Origin of the sequence: Kitasatospora sp. NPDC015120 (assembly GCF_043080305.1) — a bacterium.
Lineage (GTDB): Bacteria > Actinomycetota > Actinomycetes > Streptomycetales > Streptomycetaceae > Kitasatospora.
Genome location: NZ_JBIBVJ010000012.1, coordinates 13,581 through 28,038 on the forward strand (window position 1 = coordinate 13,581; position 14,458 = coordinate 28,038).

Below are 14,458 nucleotides of genomic sequence, written 5' to 3' on the forward strand. Positions count from 1 at the left end.
TTTCAGGCCAGGGCGAGCCGGAGGTGCCGGCCCGACGGAGGGGGCAACAGCCCGCAACCTGCGGTGATTCCCGGCGGACCGGACCGGCGCGCCCGCTACCAGGGTCCCCGACCGGGCCGGGGCGGGCCACCGCCCACCGGCTCAGGGCGCCGACCGCCCTTGGTCCTAGGCCGCCGGCCCGAGCGCACGGATCGCACGGATCGCACGGACCGCACGGACCGCACGGACCGGGCACCCCGGCGCGCACCGGCCGGGCGGGCCGGCTCCCCGGACGGCGCAACGCGGCCCGACGGAATCCGGGCTCAGGCCCGGACGGCCTCGGCGTCGGCCTGCGCGGTGCCGGCGGTGGCCCGCGCGGTGTCGGCGGCCACGGCGTCGGCGGCCGCCGAGAAGGCCCCGTGCGCCAGGCTGTGCAGCAGCGCGGCCATCGCGTCACGCGCGAGCCCGGCCCGTTCGTCCCCCTGGGCGGGGTTCGGCCCGTGGCTGTGGGGGGTGGAGTTGATCAGCCCGAAGACGGCGTGCACGGATGCCCGGGCGACCGGCTCGGCGGACGCGGCCGCGAGCGGCGGGTAGGCCTGGCGGACCACGTCGACCCAGAGCTCGACGTAGGCGCGCTGGAGGCGGCGGACGGTCCGGCGGTCCTCCTCGCGGAGGTTGAGCAGCTCCCGGTCGTGCAGGGTGATCAGGTCGCGGTCGTCCAGCGCGAAGTCGACGTGGCCGCCGATCAGCGCGTCCAGCGCGGCGGCCGGCCCCCCGGTGCCGCCCGCCCGGCGGCGGCCCTCCTCCAGCAGCCGCTCGCTGATGCCGACCAGGAGGTCGGCGAGCATGGCGTCCTTGCCGGCGAAGTGCCGGTAGAGCCCCGGGCCGCTGATGCCGACGGCCTTGCCGATCTCGTCCACGCCGACACCCAGGAAGCCCCGGGCCGCGAACAACCGGGCGGCCTCCTTGCGGATCTGGTCGCGGCGCGGGAGCCCGGAGGCGGGTGGAACGTTCGGCATGCGGCCCATCGTAGACAGTGGGGTTATCGGTCGTTAACCTGGGCAGCGGAAGTTAACGTTCATTAACGTGTGGGGGTCGCGGGCTCACCAGGCCCGCCGGCCCACCTGCCGCCGAGGGCAAGGGAGCTCTTGGGATGGTCATCTCCACCGCCGGCGCACCCACCGGCATCAATGGCAGCGCTGCCGCCGGCGCCCCGGGCGCCGCCGCCCCGGCACCCCGGCTGGGCACGGCCGTCGACCCCGGTTCCGAGGCGTACCGGGCGAACACCGCCGCGCACCGGGCACTGGTCGCGGAACTGCGCGAGAAGCTCGGCACGGCCGCGCTCGGCGGCGGCGCCAAGGCCCGCGCCCGCCACACCGCGCGCGGCAAGCTGCTCCCCCGCGACCGGGTGGACACCCTGCTCGATCCCGCCTCCCCGTTCCTCGAACTGGCCCCGCTGGCGGCCGACGGGATGTACGACGGCGCCGCCCCGGCGGCCGGGGTGATCGCCGGCATCGGGCGGGTCGCCGGGCGCGAGGTGGTCGTGGTCGCCAACGACGCCACCGTCAAGGGCGGCACCTACTACCCGATGACGGTCAAGAAGCACCTGCGCGCCCAGGAGGTCGCGCTGGAGAACCGGCTCCCCTGCGTCTACCTGGTCGACTCCGGCGGCGCCTTCCTCCCGATGCAGGACGAGGTCTTCCCGGACCGCGACCACTTCGGCCGGATCTTCTACAACCAGGCCCGGCTCTCGGCCGCGGGCATCCCGCAGATCGCCGCCGTGCTCGGCTCCTGCACGGCCGGCGGCGCCTACGTCCCAGCGATGAGCGACCAGGCCGTCATCGTCCGCAACCAGGGGACCATCTTCCTCGGAGGTCCGCCGCTGGTGAAGGCGGCGACCGGCGAGGTGGTGACGGCCGAGGAACTCGGCGGCGGCGACCTGCACGCACGGACCTCCGGCGTCACCGACCACCTGGCCGAGGACGACGCCCACGCCCTGTCCATCGTCCGCACCATCGTCGCCGGGCTGGGCCCGCGCGCGGCCCGCCCGTGGCCGCTCACCCCGGCCGAGCAGCCCGCCGTCGACCCGGCCGGCCTGTACGGGGCCGTCCCGGTCGACCCGCGCACGCCCTACGACGTGCGCGAGGTGATCGCCCGGCTGGTCGACGGCAGCCGGTTCGCCGAGTTCAAGGCCGAGTACGGCGCGACCCTGGTGACCGGGTTCGCCCGGATCCAGGGCCACCCGGTCGGCATCGTCGCCAACAACGGCGTGCTGTTCGCCGAGTCCGCCCTCAAGGGCGCCCACTTCATCGAGCTGTGCGACCAGCGGGGCATCCCCCTCCTCTTCCTGCAGAACATCACCGGATTCATGGTGGGCCGGCAGTACGAGGCGGGCGGCATCGCCAAGCACGGCGCCAAGATGGTCAACGCCGTCGCCTGTACCCGCGTCCCGAAGCTGACGGTGGTGATCGGCGGTTCGTACGGAGCCGGCAACTACTCGATGTGCGGCCGGGCCTACTCACCCCGCTTCCTGTGGATGTGGCCGAACGCCAAGATCTCCGTGATGGGCGGCGAACAGGCCGCGTCGGTGCTGGCCACCGTCCGCCGCGACCAGCTGGAGGCGCACGGCGAGCAGTGGCCCACCGAGGCGGAGGAGGAGTTCAAGCGCCCCGTGCGCGAGCAGTACGAGCGCCAGGGCAACGCGTACTACGCCACAGCCCGGCTCTGGGACGACGGCGTGATCGACCCGATGGACACCCGGACCGTGCTCGGCCTGGCGCTCACCGCCTGCGCCAACGCCCCGCTCCCGGCACCCGCCCCGTTCGGCGTCTTCCGGATGTAGCGCTCCCTCCTGCGGGCGGCGGCCCACCCGCCCCGCCGCCTCCCCGGTGCCCGGCACCCACCCGGTACCACCACCTCCTTCGTACGGCTCCCCTCGACCCGGAGGAACGCCTCCCATGTTCGACACAGTTCTGGTCGCCAACCGCGGCGAGATCGCCGTCCGGGTGATCCGCACCCTGCGGCGGCTCGGTGTGCGCTCGGTCGCCGTGTTCAGCGACGCCGACGCCGACGCGCCGCACGTCCGCGAGGCCGACGTCGCGGTCCGGCTCGGCCCCGACGGCCGCAGCGACAGCTCCGCCGCCGAGACCTACCTGCGGACCGACCAGATCCTCGCCGCCGCCCGCCGGACCGGCGCCCAGGCCGTCCACCCCGGCTACGGCTTCCTCGCCGAGAACGCCGCCTTCGCCCGCGCCTGCGCCGACGCCGGCCTCGTCTTCATCGGACCTCCTCCCGCCGCGGTCGAGCTGATGGGTGACAAGATCAACGCCAAGGAGGCCGTGCGGGCCGCCGGCGTGCCGGTGGTTCCGGGCAGCCGGGCCACCGCGCCCACCGACGAGGAACTCGTCGCGGCCGCCGAGGAGATCGGCTACCCCGTGCTGCTCAAGCCGTCCGCCGGCGGCGGCGGCAAGGGCATGCGCCTGGTCCGCGACCCCGCCGAACTGCCGGCCGAGATCGCCGCGGCCCGGCGCGTCGCCCGCACCGCCTTCGGCGACGACACCCTGCTGCTGGAGCGCTGGATCGACCGTCCGCGCCACATCGAGGTCCAGGTGCTGGCCGACGCCCACGGCACCACCGTCCACCTCGGCGAGCGCGAGTGCAGTCTGCAGCGCCGCCACCAGAAGCTGATCGAAGAGGCTCCCTCCGTCCTGCTCAATGCCGAGACCCGTGCGGCGATGGGCGCCGCGGCCGTCCGCGCCGCCGAGTCCTGCGGTTACACCGGCGCCGGCACCGTCGAGTTCATCGTCCCCGGCATCGGCCCGGACTCCCCCGCCGCCGGCGAGGGCGTGCGGGACTTCTTCTTCATGGAGATGAACACCCGTCTCCAGGTGGAGCACCCCGTCACCGAACTCGCCGTCGCGGTGGCCGACTCCGCGTCCGCCGACCGGAGCCCCGCTGACCCGGCGTCCGCCGACCGGGCCCCCGCCGCCGGCCGGCCCCGGCGGCTGGACCTGGTCGAGTGGCAGCTGCGGATCGCCGCCGGTGAACCCCTCTCCTTCGCCCAGTCCGACATCTCCTTCCAGGGCCACGCCATCGAGGCCCGGATCTGCGCCGAGGACCCGGAACGGGACTTCCTGCCCACCGGCGGACGCATCCTGCTCCTCGACGAACCACGGGGCGAAGGCATCCGGGTGGACTCCGGGGTCGCCCCCGGGACCGTGATCACCAGCTCCTACGACCCCATGCTCGCCAAGGTCATCGCCTACGGACCCGACCGGCCGACCGCGCTGCGGCGCCTGCGCGCCGCGCTGGCCGACACCCGGATCCTCGGCGTCACCACCAACACCGGCTTCCTGCGCCGGCTCCTCGCCCACCCCGAGGTGGCCGCCGGCCGGCTCGACACCGGCCTGGTCGAGCAGACGGCCCAGCAGCAGCCCGGGCTGCTCGCCTCGCCGTACTCCCCGGCCACCGGCACCGCACCGGACGACGCCTCCTCCGGTTCCCTGCCGCCGGAGGCGCCGGCACCCCTCCACCTCCTCTACTACGCGGCCGCGCTCGCACGGCACCTGGGCCTCGCCCCGCCCGCCGACGCCGACGGCTGGACCGACCCGTTCTCCCTTCCCTCCGGCTGGCGCCTGGGCGGCGACCCGGCCTGGACCACCCACCGTCTCCGCACCCCCGGCCAGGACCCGGTGGCGGTGAGCGTCCGATCGATCACTGCGGGCAACGTAACGGACGCCACTGACAATCCGGGCGACGGCTCCCTGGAGGTCGAGCTCCGGCTCGGCGCCGGACCGGTCCACCGGGCCCGGGCCGGCCGCTCCGGCGACCGCCTCCACCTGACCGTCGACGGCCTGCGGACGAGCTTCGCCCTCACCGCCGGCGACCCCTCCGCACCCGCCGCCGGCCCGGTGACCTGGCTCGGCATCGACGGCGACGCCTGGCCGGTGCACACCCACGACGCGGTCGGCGAGAGCACGGCCGCCGGCGCCGCCCACCACGGCGCGCTGACCGCCCCGATGCCGGGCACCGTCACCGTCGTGAAGACCACGGCCGGGGAGCCGGTCCGCAAGGGCCAGCCCCTGCTCGTCCTGGAGGCCATGAAGATGGAACACGTGATCGCCGCCCCGCACGACGGCACGGTGAGCGAGCTGCGGGCCACCGCCGGCGCCACCGTCGCGATGGAGGAGCTGCTGGTCGTGGTGACCCCCGCCGAAGCCCCGGCGGACGCTCCCGCCGGGGCCCCCGCGCAGGTGCGGTCGTGACCGCCCCCGTGCCGGGCAGCGCCGGCCCCGACCGCGAACCGGACGCCCTGGACCTGGGCCTGCCGGACCCGGTCCGCGCCGCCGGACTGCCCGAGGAGGTGCGGATCCACGAGGTCGGCCCGCGCGACGGCCTGCAGAACGAGGGCACGCTCGTCCCCGTCGAGGTCAAGGCCGAGTTCATCGGCCGGCTCGCGGCCGCCGGGCTGCGCACCGTCGAGGCCACCAGCTTCGTTCACCCGAAATGGGTCCCCCAGCTGGCCGACGCCGAGGACCTGATGCCCCGGCTGGCCGACCTGCCGGCCCGTCACCCCGGTCTGCGCCTGCCGGTGCTGGTGCCCAACGAGCGCGGGCTGGACCGGGCGCTGGCCCACCACGCCACCGACGTCGCGGTGTTCGCCAGCGCCACCGAGACCTTCGCCCGCCGCAACCTCAACCGCTCGGCGGACGAGGCGATGGCGATGTTCCGCCCCGTGGTGGAGCGGGCCACGGAGGCCGGGATCCCCGTCCGGGGCTACCTGTCGATGTGCTTCGGAGACCCCTGGGAGGGCCCGGTCCCGGTCGCCCAGGTGGTCCGTCACGGGGTGCGGCTGCTGGAGATGGGCTGCGCCGAGCTGAGCCTCGGCGACACCATCGGCGTGGCCACCCCCGGCCAGGTCACCGCGCTGCTCGACGGCTTCGCCGCCGCGGGGGTGCCGGCCGGCCGGCTCGCCGTGCACTTCCACGACACCTACGGCCAGGCGCTCAGCAACACGCTGGCGGCGCTGCGCTCCGGGGTCACCACCGTGGACGCCTCGGCCGGCGGGCTGGGCGGCTGCCCCTACGCCAAGAGCGCCACCGGCAACCTGCCCACCGAGGACCTGGTGTGGATGCTGCACGGCCTCGGCATCCGGACCGGCGTCGACCTGCGCGCCCTGGTCGCCACCAGCGGCTGGATGGCCGGCCGGCTCGGACGGCCGAGCCCCTCCCGCGCGGTCCAGGCCCTGCTCGGCACCACCCCGGCCGGTTCCCCGGGCTGACCCGTCCGGACCGGCCCCTCATACTCGTCCGCTCATCACACCGCCCGCCCGTCACACCAGCAACGGCGGCGGTCGTCCCGACCACGCCCGCGCCCACCCGGCGGGGCCCCAGGAGGATCACCATGCTCGACCACCGGTTGAACACCGAGCACGAGGAACTGCGGCGCACCGTGGCCGAATTCGCCCAGGACGTGGTGGCGCCGAAGATCGGCGAGTACTACGAGCAGGGCGAGTTCCCCTACGAGATCGTGCGGGAGATGGGGCGGATGGGCCTGTTCGGCCTGCCGTTCCCGGAGGAGTACGGCGGCATGGGCGGCGACTACTTCGCGCTCTGTCTGGCGCTGGAGGAGCTGGCCCGGGTCGACTCCTCGGTCGCGATCACCCTGGAGGCGGCGGTCTCGCTCGGCGCGATGCCCGTCTACCGCTTCGGGACGGAGGAGCAGAAGCGCGAGTGGCTGCCCAGGCTCACCTCGGGCGAGCTGCTCGGCGCGTTCGGCCTGACCGAGCCCGAGGGCGGCTCCGACGCCGGGGCGACCCGCACCACCGCGCGGTACGACGAGGCGACCGACGAGTGGGTGATCAACGGCACCAAGTGCTTCATCACCAACTCCGGCACCGACATCACCGGCCTGGTCACCGTCACCGCGCTCACCGAACCGATCGCTCGTTCGAGTGAAGAGGGCGAATTCTCCTCGCCACGGCGGGAAATCTCCTCCATCATCGTGCCCACCGGGACCCCCGGGTTCCAGGTGTCGAAGAAGTACTCGAAGGTCGGGTGGAACGCATCCGACACCCGCGAACTGTCCTTTACCGACTGCCGCGTCCCCGCGGCCAACCTGCTGGGCGAGCGAGGTCGCGGCTACGCCCAGTTCCTGCGGATCCTCGACGAGGGCCGCATCGCGATCGCCGCCCTGGCCACCGGCCTGGCCCAGGGATGCGTCGACCAGTCCGTCTCGTACGCCGGTACGCGCCGCGCCTTCGGCCGGCCGATCGGCGCCAACCAGGCCATCCAGTTCAAGCTCGCCGACATGGAGATGCGCGCCCACACCGCCCGCCTCGCCTGGCGGGACGCCGCGTCCCGGCTGCTGCACTCGGAACCGTTCAAGAAGGAGGCCGCGATCGCCAAGCTGTACTCGTCGGAGGCCGCCGTCGACAACGCCCGCGAGGCGACCCAGATCCACGGCGGGTACGGCTTCATGAACGAATTCCCGGTCGCCCGCTTCTGGCGGGACTGCAAGATCCTCGAAATCGGTGAAGGCACCTCGGAGGTCCAGCGGATGCTCATCGCGCGAGAGCTCGGCGTCATCTCCTGAGGCGGCCGCACGCCGCCCCCGCTCCGTCCGCCGGCCCGCCCGGGCCGGCGGACGGGGGGAGAACCTGCATCTGGCCGCCGGGTCGGGGCCGGACCGAGAAGGAAGGAGTCACCCCGGGCCACCCGAGTCGATCTGGTCGTACCGGGTCAGTGCGAGTTCGAACGCCGCCGGCGTGACCTTGACCGCGCCGTCGAACGGGCCGCTGAGCTGGAACACCAGGCTGACCGCGAAGGCCACCGAGGCCCCCACGAACCCCATCAGCACCAGGTTGCGCCCGGTGGCGGTCAGCCCGACCAGCGGCGGCGTCGCCAGCACGAACACCGATCCCACCACCAGACCTCCCAGCACCAGCGTCGGCACCTGCGCGCGGATGTCGGCCAGCCGGGCGTTCCGCCGCGCGTAGACGTCCGTCAGACTCCTCAACACATCGGCCTTGGCGGCCATTTCGGATGCGTTCTGGCTCCGTACGCCGTCCACGGCGATCCGGATCCGGTCGGCCGCCGCCCAGGCCTCGGCACTGCCGTGCCCCTGGCCCATCTGCTCCCACTCGTCCACGATCACCTGGTGGGTGTAGGCACGCACGCGCTGCTGGACCACCGGACGGTCCGGACCCGGCAGCAGCCGTGCCGACCAGTACACCTCGGTGAGCGCCCGGGACTCCTCGTAGGTGTGCTGGCGGGCGGTGTTGAGCTGCTGCCACGCCCCGGCGATGGCGAATCCGGTGAAGAGGGCGAAGAAGCCGAGCACCGCCGCGCCCGCGAAGCCGATGGCGGACGGGTTGGTCGCGCCCTCGCGGGAACCGCGGGACCGGCCGACCAGTGCACCGATGACCAGGGCGAGCGCTGCGCCGGCCAGCGCGGCCACGACATTGACCCACATCTATCGACCACTCCCCCGGCCTTCACTCACCGACGCCACCACCTCCACCGCCACCACCTCCAGGACCATCTCGCCGGCGTTGCCGCACCGACAGGGCGGCGGCCAGCACGACAAGGACGGGGAGCACGATCGCCAACAGCAGCATCAGAACCTCGTCGGTGCCCCAGTCCTCGTCCCAGTCGAACGGTGTGTCGTCCGGGATCTGGGCGGCTGAGGCCGCGTTCCCCTTGGGGCTCGGGCTGCTGGACCGGCCCGGCTGCTCCGGTCCCGTGACACCTGGGCCCTCGCCGGAGCCGGCACCTGCACCCGCGCCCGCGCCCGCACCAGCACCTGCGCCTGCGCCTGCGCCTGCGCCTGCGCCTGCGCCGCCCGAGGCTCCGCCTGCGGCGGCTCCCGGTCCCGCCGCACCGGCCCCGGCGGCCCCGGCGGCACCCCCGGCTCCGGCAGCTCCAGCCGCCCCGGCGGCTCCGCCGGCTCCGGCTCCGGCTCCGGCAGCGGCTCCGGCGGCACCTCCAGCGGCGGCGGCCGCGGCGGCTGCTGCTGCCGCGGCAGCAACAGCGGCAGCGGCGGCAGCTGCCGCAGCAGCAGCGGCACCCCCGCCTGCGGCCGTCACCGCCTGGAACGGGCTGGCGGGCAGCCCGAAGATGGTGGTGCCCGGGCGGTAGGGCACCGCGGATCCCGCTGCTGCGGCGGCGGCAGCAGCGGCCGTTGCGGCTGCCGCGGCCGCAGCCGCTACTGCCGCCGCGACGTTGGGAGCGGCGGCTGCGACGGGAGGGGCCGCCGGGTTCGGTGGTGGCGCGTTGACACCCGGGCTGGCGGACGTGCCCGGCGGAGCAGCGGCGGGGTTGGCGGCTCCGGCGGCCGCCGGAGGGACTGCTGCAGCGCCCGCACCGGCCGGGGCCTCCCCCTCGTACTCACCGGGTGCCTCGGCGGCGACCGGGCGGGGCGGCAGCGGGCGGCCGTCCTGGCCGACCGCGCCGTCGGCCGCCAGGCCGTCGGCCCTCGCCAGGGCGGTGTGCCGGCCGGGCACGGCCTCCCCGGAGGCGGCGCAGTCCAGCGGGTGGCCCGGTTCCAGCAGCCCGCCCGCCGCCTGTCCGGTGCAGCTGACCGGCCCCACCCCCGGGAGGTGGTCCACGACGCTGACCGAACTGATCGGCGAGTCCCCGACGGCGTCGACCCGGTACCGCAGCCGGACGTCGCCGCCGACCACCATCGGCAGGAAGGGAGCCGTTCCAGAGGGTGCCTGAGCGAGGGTCAGGCTCCGGCGCGACGCGGACCGGGCGGCGCGCACCACCACCCCCGTGCCGGTGGGAACCCCGACCCGGGTCAGGGTGATCCCGGTGACCAGCCCTTGGTAGCCGGCCTCCGCGGTCGCGACGGCCGTCGGCATGCCCTTCGGGGCAGTGGCCTCGGCCCGGACCGTGGTCCGCTGCCGTCCGCTGCGGGCCGGCAGGGTGGCCGAGCACTCGACCACGCCCAACGGCGGGAGGGCGAGGGGCTGCTGGTTCCCGCAGACCACGGCCGCCCCCGAGACCTGGGCGTCGGACACGGTCGAGACGGTGAGCGGGTACTCGGCCTGGTTCGTCAACCGGTAGACGCGGAGCAGCTGTTCGTCGGCGCGCACCCGGACGTCGACACCGGTGGCACCGTTGGTGCGGACCTCCAGCCGGACCGCTCCCCGGGCCTCGCCGCCCGCCGGGAGGAGGGCCGGACGGAGGGCCTGAGGGAGCGCCGACGTCCGGGAAGCGTGGGCCGGACCGGCGGGGGCCGGGGCGAGGAGGAGCAGGAGGAGCAGAGCGGGAACGGTGGCGGCGGCACGGGGGAACGGACGGCAGGGGGGACGGCGCGGGGAACGACTCGGCGGCGAGGCTGACCCAACGATCACCGTGTCATTCTTGGCCGCACCCCCACGGCGGAGCGGGCTGCACCGCGCGCCGTCGACGGGGATGACACGTTCGGCCCACACGCGAATGCGCTGGAGTCGGCGATCGGCCGTCCCCCTCCGTCGCGGCCCGGCAGCCATCACACCGACGTCCTCACTGTCTCGGCCCCGATGGGGCTGAGGAACGTCCGGAGGTCGCGGTCGGACTGTTCGGCCGCTCCAAGCGCCATCGGGACGGCACCGTGCTCCACGTCATCCACGTCATCCACGTCGAGGCCAAGGGAGGCTCAGCGGATCCAGCGTGCGCTCGTCGCCCGGAACGCTCCACTGTCACCTCGGTGGCACGGCCGGACGCCCTCCACTCCGGGTGAGGAGCCGGACGACTTGCGACGGCCGGGGCCGGCGGGCCCGGCCCGGACCGGACCGGACCGGCCGTCAGGGGATGACGATCACCGGGCGGTTGGCGCGGCGGGCGAGACGGCCGGAGACCGTGCCGAAGATCTTGCCGAGCAGGCCGTGGGTCGTGCCGACCACAATCGCGTCGGCGGCGAACTCTCGGCCGACCTCCTCGATCTCGTGGCAGATGTCGCCGCCCCGCTCGACCAGGATCCAGGGCACCCCGGCCAGGAAGTCCGCGCAGGCGAGTTCCAGACCGAGCACCTCTGTCCGGTGGTCGGGGAGATCGACGAAGACCGGCGGCTCGCAGCCCGCCCAGACGGTGGCGGGCAGGCGGTTGGCCACGTGCACGATCACCAGGCCGCACTGGGAGCGGCGGGCCATGCCCACCGCGTAGGCGAGCGCCCGCTCACTGGACAGCGAGCCGTCGAAGCCGACCACCACGCCGTGCTGGAAGGCGGGGTCGCAGGACTCGGCGGGGGCCTCGCGGACCACCGGCTCGCCCGCCGCGCCGGGCAGGTCGGAGGCGCTCGGACGCTCGGCGCCCGGTCCCGGCCGGCCCGTCACCGGGGGCTCCGGACCATCGGAGTGCCGGTCGTCCCGCCGCTGGCGGGAGCCTGGGCCGGAGCGGCCCCGGCGCACGAGGTGGCGAAGGGGGCGGGTGAGGCCACCACCCCGGGCGTCCTCGTCCGGTTCCACCGGTAGGGAGGGCTCAGAACCAGCCATGGCACAAGGCTCTTCGAAGGAGATGGGCCGACAGGAGAGGACAACGCTGCCCGCGCGGCAGGCCCGCCCACGGGAAGACGTCGGTCTGCGCCGAGCACCACCGTTTGTGACCTGTTCCTTTCAGAGTACGACGGGCCGGACACGCAGCCCAGCCGCGCGGCCCCGGGGCGGCACTCTTCCCACGAACGAGGGATGCGCGCGCCGCGTCGGCGCGCCCCGCCCGGGCGCGGGAGCGCCCCTCCGGCGTTGGAGGTTCCCTGGAGCTTGACTGAGCGGACCGGGTGGCGCAACAGCTCTCCGGGACACCGTGACCGGACTGTCATGGATCGATGACGATCCGTTGCGGACGGTCACCGGGTAGTGAGCCGAGCAGCGAGGAGACCGGTGGGGCGGGCGGTGCACCCCCGGCCCGGCACCCGTTTCAGCCAAGGGGCACCGGTTCGGGACGCCCTCTGGCATTTGCCAGGTGCATAGGCCTGGGCGCTGGCACCATGCGAGGCATGCCCCTGCTCCTGCTCGACCTCGACAACACGCTGCTCCCCAGGGACGCCGCATTCCGGGCCTGGGCTCAGGATTTTCTGACCGAACGGGCGCTGCCGCCCGCAGACGTCGACTGGCTCGTCACCATCGACGGCGGCGGCTACGTACCGCGCAGCACCGTACTGTCCGCCGCCCGGCGCCGCTACGGCCTCGACGAGTCGCTCGACCGGCTGCTCGCCCACTACCGGCACGGCATCAACGCCTACATCACCTGTCCGGCGCGCAACATCGACGCGCTGCGGGCGGCGCGCGCGGCCGGGTGGACGCTCGGCATCGTCAGCAACGGCAGCACCGGCCCCCAGCTGGAGAAGATCCGCCGCACCGGCCTCGGGCCGATGGTCGACGGCTGGGTGATCTCCGAGGAGGCCGACTGCCTCAAGCCCGACCCGTTGATCTTCGAGATCGCGGCCCGGCGCTGCGGCGTCACACCCACCGGGGACTGGGCCGCGCACACCTGGATGATCGGCGACCACGCCCCCGCGGACATCGCCGGTGCCGAGCTGGCCGGGTTGCGCAGCGTCTGGCTCCACCACGGCCGCCCGTGGGCCGAGCCCGCCTACCGGCCGACGTTCAAGGCGGCCGGCCTGCCGGAGGCCGTCGGCCAGGTGCTGGCCGCCCGCGGTGCTCCGGCGCCCCGGCGGGAGGCCCGCGCGGGAGCCCCTCCCGCTGCGCGCCGCCCCGTCGGCGGCGGCGTGACGCTCGCGCGCCTGGCGGGGCCGGCGGGTGGCGCGGGCTTTCCGCGCCCCCGTGAACGCGGGCTCGCCGGTGTCCGAGCGGCAACCGTCCCCGGGGCGATCTGCGGAACGGGCGCGATCGGGGCGCAGTCCGGCCCCGGCGCGGAGCGGCGGGCGGCGGCGCAGGGCAGCCTGCGCGACGGCGCCCCGCTCCGGCCGTACGCCGCCGAGGGCGGGCACGCGCCTTCGACCGCGCACACCACCGGCAGTGCTTCCACGGCCGCCGAGGCGGGACAGACTGTCCGAAACCGGTCCGACGGGTTTGCCGGGGATGCCGCCACCCGCCCCATGCCGGCGGAACCCCTGGCCGCACTCCCGGTGCGGCCGGACTTCGCGGCGCCCCACCGGCCGGCCCGGGCCGGGTAGCGGGCCTCGGACCGGACAGCAGACCTCGGACCGGGCCCGTGCGAAAGCCGGGCGGCCGCGTACCGCGGGCACGGTGCCCGCGGTACGCGGCCCTCGCCTCCGGCGTCCCGGGCGACGGCCGACGACGGGCCGGCCGACGCATCCAGCAGTGGCCCCGCCGTCTCACCCTCCGTCAGCAGCGCGGCCGCGCAGGGACCTCGGCGCGCGGACGTGGTCGCACCGTTCGGATCCGAGTCGTTCATCGTGCAACCATGTCGCCGCCCGCGGCGTCGTCAGTTCCGGGCGCAGCGCCGCCCGTTCGGGCTCCGCCCGCAGCGTCATGCCCCTCCTGCCGGCGCGGCACGACGGTCCGCCGGCCGTCCCGGCCAGGGCCGGGGCCCGCGCCCAGGGGCGCCGAGCACCGCCCTTGGCCGGTTAGGGCCGGCCGGGGATCTCCGTGGGAGAACGGCGGCCCGAGGCCGCCGAGCACCGTCCCCGAGCTCCGGCACTGGCCGGATGAAGCCTGGGAGGCGCACGCCATGCGGCCGTGCGCCCTCGCGTGCACCGTCTATTTTCAGTCAATCTGGCGCGGCTCCCCCGCCCTTGGGCAAATCCGCAGCCCAGGCGCACCGGCCGGGCACCTCGGAGCCGGACGCCCCAGGACCCGTCCCGCGACAACCAGCCACCGTTGCCCCGGCCCCCTTCCCAGAAGGGTCGACGGCTGCCACGCTTCGTGATCGAATGCATCACGCCAAATTGCCATGTCGACATAGCGTCGGATGGTGAACTTGTCACAACGGCAACGGTCCACCCGATAGATTCGATCTTGGCTAGCAGTGCCGCACCACCACACCACACCACCGAGGGGGCTTGAGCGCCTTGAGCAGGGTGAGCAGGAGCGACGCGGGTCCTGACAGCGGCCAGGCCGTGGCCGGCATCGCGGGTCGTTCCGCGAGAAGCGCCGGCTCCCAGGCCTCCACCGCCAACACCCGTCACTCCGGCACCGCCTCGTACCCCTCCTATTCCCCTGCGGCCCTGTCCGCCCCGGGAGTCCCGTCGGCACCGGGAACCCCGGCCGGCTCGGGCGCCCCACCGGGCGCGGGGAACCCGGCCTTCCCGGCGGCCCCGGAACACGGCGGACGCCCCGTCAGCCGACCGGCCGTCAGCCATTCCGGCGGGTACGGCGGCGGCGCGGACGGCCGGGTCGGAGCGTCGGTTACCGGCCATTCCGGGGGGCACCCGGGCGGCCATTCCGGACCGGACGGGTTCCCGGCCTTCGCCGCCGGACCGTCCGCCACCGCCTTCGGCCCGGGTGCCCCCGGCAACGGCCTCGGACCCGCCCTCCCCGGGCTGTCCGGCCCCGTGTCCGCCGGCGGACTCCCCG

9 protein-coding genes are annotated in these 14,458 nt (G+C 75.0%); 5 read left to right on the forward strand and 4 right to left on the reverse strand.

Translation table 11 applies throughout. The features are described from left to right. Positions 1–302: 302 nt before the first annotated feature. Positions 303–998, reverse strand: coding sequence for a TetR/AcrR family transcriptional regulator (locus tag ACF1AK_RS24505; RefSeq protein WP_391500976.1), 696 nt, complete (start codon positions 996–998; stop codon positions 303–305). Positions 999–1,132: 134 nt separating this feature from the next. Between ACF1AK_RS24505 and ACF1AK_RS24510 the strand changes: the two genes are divergently transcribed. The 4 genes from ACF1AK_RS24510 (at position 1,133) to ACF1AK_RS24525 (ending at position 7,572) form a co-directional block, all read left to right on the forward strand. Then, positions 1,133–2,821: a carboxyl transferase domain-containing protein gene (locus ACF1AK_RS24510; RefSeq protein ID WP_391500977.1), complete on the forward strand. Its 1,689-nt coding sequence runs from the start codon at positions 1,133–1,135 to the stop codon at positions 2,819–2,821. Positions 2,822–2,936: 115 nt separating this feature from the next. Next, complete coding sequence (locus ACF1AK_RS24515) at positions 2,937–5,243, forward strand: biotin carboxylase N-terminal domain-containing protein (RefSeq protein WP_391500978.1); 2,307 nt, start codon at positions 2,937–2,939, stop codon at positions 5,241–5,243. Between the two features lie 47 nt (positions 5,244–5,290). Next, on the forward strand, positions 5,291–6,259 hold the full coding sequence (locus tag ACF1AK_RS24520) for a hydroxymethylglutaryl-CoA lyase (protein WP_391501146.1): 969 nt from the start codon (positions 5,291–5,293) through the stop codon (positions 6,257–6,259). A gap of 122 nt (positions 6,260–6,381) precedes the next feature. Next, positions 6,382–7,572, forward strand: coding sequence for an acyl-CoA dehydrogenase family protein (locus ACF1AK_RS24525; protein WP_344337279.1), 1,191 nt, complete (start codon positions 6,382–6,384; stop codon positions 7,570–7,572). A 108-nt stretch (positions 7,573–7,680) separates the two neighbouring features. On the opposite strand, the gene ACF1AK_RS24530 is transcribed toward ACF1AK_RS24525, so the two are convergent. The 3 genes from ACF1AK_RS24530 to ACF1AK_RS24540 all read right to left on the reverse strand — a co-directional run bounded on the left by ACF1AK_RS24530 (position 7,681) and on the right by ACF1AK_RS24540 (position 11,248). Next, positions 7,681–8,451 (reverse strand): hypothetical protein, encoded by a 771-nt coding sequence (locus tag ACF1AK_RS24530; protein WP_391500979.1) that lies wholly within the window; start codon positions 8,449–8,451, stop codon positions 7,681–7,683. Between the two features lie 22 nt (positions 8,452–8,473). Next, the gene (locus tag ACF1AK_RS24535; protein WP_391500980.1) at positions 8,474–10,336 is read right to left on the reverse strand and encodes a hypothetical protein; all 1,863 of its coding nucleotides are present in this window, start codon (positions 10,334–10,336) and stop codon (positions 8,474–8,476) included. Positions 10,337–10,768: 432 nt separating this feature from the next. Continuing rightward, the gene (locus ACF1AK_RS24540) at positions 10,769–11,248 is read right to left on the reverse strand and encodes a universal stress protein (protein WP_391501147.1); all 480 of its coding nucleotides are present in this window, start codon (positions 11,246–11,248) and stop codon (positions 10,769–10,771) included. A gap of 707 nt (positions 11,249–11,955) precedes the next feature. Between ACF1AK_RS24540 and ACF1AK_RS24545 the strand changes: the two genes are divergently transcribed. Continuing rightward, entirely contained in the window at positions 11,956–13,095 is a 1,140-nt protein-coding gene (locus ACF1AK_RS24545) for an HAD-IA family hydrolase (RefSeq protein ID WP_391500981.1), read from the forward strand. The last annotated feature ends 1,363 nt before the right edge of the window (positions 13,096–14,458 follow it).